Here is a 3,061-nt window from a genome sequence, read left to right on the forward strand (position 1 = left end):
GCCCCGGGCCGGCCGACGTCACCGGCCGCTTCGCGGCTGCCCTGCGCTGCTCGCGGTACGCGGGGTCTCGCTCAAACTCGCTCCGCTGCGCTCCACTCAAACAGTCGCGAGCCCTGATCCGCGCACCGCTGCGCTGCTCGGCGGTGCCTCAACGGCCGGCCCAGGGCATACCGCCCACCGCCGTGGACACGCTGGGGTTGCATTGCGACGCTGGAGGCGCAGCTGGCCGTTGAACACCCCGAAGCCCGGCATGCGGTGCGGGACGGGCGATCCCCTCTGCGCCGCTGAGGAGCGCAGCTTCAGGCGGATAAGGGCCGCGCGTGTTTGAGCGCAGCGAGTTTGCGCGGACCCCGCCTGAAGCGAGCACCGCAAGGCAGCCCGAAGGGCCGGCGCAGTGGGGTCGCTCGGCCCGTACCGCGTGACGGGCGCTCTTCCAAGGGACAAGGCAGACCCAACGCGCCTAGTTCATCCCCTCGATCGCCTCCCGCATGCACCGCGTGATGCTCCGCACCGCGACCGAATCCGGCCGCCCGGCGAAGCGCAGCGCGCGGATCGGCACCGGGATATGGGGCTCCAGCGTCAGCACGTCGACCTTGTCCCGATCGGCCGAGCTCGCGGTGCAGCCGTCGACCAGCGCCACGCCCAGCCCGTGATGCGCCATCGCCAGCGCCGCGTGATAGGTCTGCACCGTCACCACCGCCTGGAAGCCGACGCCAGCCTGCCGGCAGGCCTGGCTCAGGCTGGTGCCGACAGGGTCGCGGCTGTCGAGGCCGACCACCGGCAGCTTCACGAGGTCGTGCAGCGCCACCGAGCCGTTGCGCAGCAGCGGCTGCGGCAGCATGCCCTTGGGCGCGATGCAGACCATGCGGCTGTCGGCCAGTTCCTCCTGCGTCAGCGAGGGGTGCACCGCCGGGCTGAACGCGAACCCCACGTCGGCTTCCTGCAGCAGCAGCGCCGACATGATCTGCGGCGAATGCAGCGACTCGACCGTCACCGCGATCGCCGGATGCTGCTCGCGAAATCGCTTGAGCGCGCGCGGCAGCACCTCGTAGCTGAGCGCGAGCACGCTCAGGATGCGCAGTTCGCCCGCCTCGCTGGCGGTGCGCAGATTGGCGGCGAGACGCTGCACCTCGTCGAGTTGCGCAAACAGCCGCTCGATGTGCGGATACAGCGTCAGCGCCTCGGTGGTCGGCGCGAGCCTGCCCTTGGCGCGCTGGAACAGCGGGAAGCCGAGCTGGATCTCGGCATGCTGCAGGGTCCGGCTGACCGCCGGCTGCGTGATGTTGATCAGCCGCGCCGCCGCGCTCACGCTGCCCGTGAGCATGATCGCGTTGAAGACCTCGATGTGGCGCAGGCGCATGGAATCAGGCCTGCGCCCCCTCGGGCGGCAGCGACGACACGAAGTGCGGCGCGTGGGGGCTTTTCACCTCAGGGCGCCGGACGTCCGACCTTGCCGCGCGAGATGTCCATGATCAACTGCGCCGAGAGGTACAGCCGCGGCTCGATCGAATCGACCAGCACGTACTCGGCATCGGCCGAATGGGCGCCGAAGCCCTGCAGGCCGAAGCGCTCGACCACCGCCGCCTTGGTCTTCAGTGCCGCGAAGGCGGCATCGGTGCCGCCGCCGGCGACCTTGTCGTCCGCGCCGAGCTCGCGGCCCAGCTCCTTGTAGATCTGCTGCGCATGCAGCGCCAGCGCGCGCGAGGCGTCGGTGGCCTCGAGCGGCGGGCGGCGGCGCTCGAACTTCATCTCGACCTTGGCCTGCGGCACCAGCTGCTTCTTGACGCGCTCCTGGATCTGCTGCTCGATGCGGTCGTAGTCGCTGACCTTCAGCACCCGCACGTCGGCACCGGCCGTGGCGCTGGCCGGGATCACGTTGCGGTTGCTGCCCGCGCGCGAGATGGTCCAGTTCATCTTGAGCCCCGTCGCCGGATCGGACAGGTCGCGCATCTGCAGGATCTGGTGCGACAGCTCGTACAGCGCATTCACGCCCTGCTCCGGCGCCGAGCCCGCATGCGAGGCCTTGCCCGTGACATGCAGCGTGACCGAGGCGATGCCCGCGGTGGCCAGCGAGAGCTTGTCGCCCTGGACCGGGGCGCCTTCGTACGACAGCACGACGTCGTGCTCGCCGCCCAGCTTCGTGATCAGCTGACGGCCGCCGGGCGAACTGATCTCCTCGTCGCCGTTGATCAGCACCGTGAGCGTGCCGTACTCCTTGAAGTCCATCGCCTTCAGCAGCGCCAGCGTATGGGCGATCACCGCGATGCCCTGCTTGTCGTCGGCGATGCCCAGGCCATAGGCCTTGTCGCCCTCGACGCGGAAGGGCTGCTTGTTCAGCATGCCGATCTGGTAGACCGTGTCCATGTGGGCGATGAGCATGATCTTCTTCGTGCCCGTGCCCTTGAAAGTCGCGCGCACGACCTTGCCGATCTTCTCGGGCGTGTCTTCCATGCGGTAGGCCTCGGCCGAGGGATCGATCAGCTCGACCTGGCCGCCGAGCGCGCGGAACTTGTCGGCGATCAGGTTGGCGATCTTGTCGAGGCCCTCGAGGTCGCGGCTGCCCGATTCGATCGAGACCAGCTGGTTCAGCGTCTCGAGCAGCGCGGGCTTTTCCTTGGCAGCGAGCGTGGCGATGCGTTCGTCGGGGGCGGCCGACGCAACGGTACAGGCGGCGACGAGCGCAACGAGGGCGAAGCCCCCGCGCATCAAAGCGGTTGCAGTCTTCATTTGATTCTCAGGTCTCCCAAAAAAAACATCTCCAGAAACACCGCGGAACCGGCTTTGCCGGGCCGCTGGTGTTGCCCCCGGTAGGGGGTGGGCGGGCTACACGATGTGAGCCCAACCTGGGGGCGAGCCAAATCTAATGCGCTTTGTCCCTATTGGGAGCAATGCCGATTTCAGCGAGCTGCGGCACCCTGAGGTCGGCCACGCCCTCCTTGAGTCGCGGGATCTCGGTGCGGACACATTCGACTTCCGCTTCGGGCTCCTCGATAACCAGTTCGTCGTGCACCTGGATGATCATCCTCGTGCCGCGCTGCTCGGCGTCTAGCACCTGCTGCAC

General features: G+C 68.5%; 3 protein-coding genes. All 3 read right to left on the reverse strand.

What is annotated here, in order from left to right; all coding sequences use genetic code 11:
- Nucleotides 1-460 precede the first annotated feature (460 nt).
- Nucleotides 461-1,360 carry a LysR family transcriptional regulator gene (locus AC1D2K_RS32765; RefSeq protein ID WP_478094360.1) on the reverse strand — a complete coding sequence of 300 codons (900 nt, stop codon included), beginning with the start codon at nt 1,358-1,360 and terminating at the stop codon, nt 461-463.
- 68 nt (nt 1,361-1,428) lie between these two features.
- Nucleotides 1,429-2,727 (reverse strand): M20/M25/M40 family metallo-hydrolase, encoded by a 1,299-nt coding sequence (locus tag AC1D2K_RS32770; RefSeq protein ID WP_478094362.1) that lies wholly within the window; start codon nt 2,725-2,727, stop codon nt 1,429-1,431.
- A gap of 133 nt (nt 2,728-2,860) precedes the next feature.
- Nucleotides 2,861-3,061: DNA polymerase (locus tag AC1D2K_RS32775; protein ID WP_478094364.1), on the reverse strand; the 201-nt coding region annotated here is incomplete at its 5' end.

The organism is Variovorax sp. P1_H12_2 (genome assembly GCF_056405335.1).